Consider the following 323-nt stretch of genomic DNA (forward strand, 5'->3'; position numbering starts at 1 on the left):
TACGTGATTTCTTGCATTACAATTGAATGTGAATTACTTCTGTTATCTAGTTTTCAAAGAACACGTTGGTGGAGCCTAGCGGGATCGAACCGCTGACCTCCTGCGTGCAAAGCAGGCGCTCTCCCAGCTGAGCTAAGGCCCCGTATATTGGGTAAAGATGGTGGGCCTGAGTGGACTCGAACCACCGACCTCACGCTTATCAGGCGTGCGCTCTAACCAGCTGAGCTACAGGCCCATCTACCATATGAAAGAATCAAAGTTCCTTCAAAACTAAACAAGACAGGGAACGTTCTGTTTATAAGACCCAAGGTCTTATATTCCGT

General features: G+C 47.7%; 2 tRNA genes. Both read right to left on the bottom strand.

Annotation, left to right across the window (positions count from 1 at the left end):
- Positions 1-66: 66 nt before the first annotated feature.
- Positions 67-142: transfer RNA gene (locus Y79_RS0107155), tRNA-Ala, on the bottom strand.
- 16 nt (positions 143-158) lie between these two features.
- A tRNA-Ile gene (locus Y79_RS0107160) sits at positions 159-235 on the bottom strand.
- Positions 236-323: the final 88 nt, after the last annotated feature.

Origin of the sequence: Bacillus siamensis KCTC 13613, assembly GCF_000262045.1 — a bacterium.
GTDB lineage: Bacteria > Bacillota > Bacilli > Bacillales > Bacillaceae > Bacillus > Bacillus siamensis.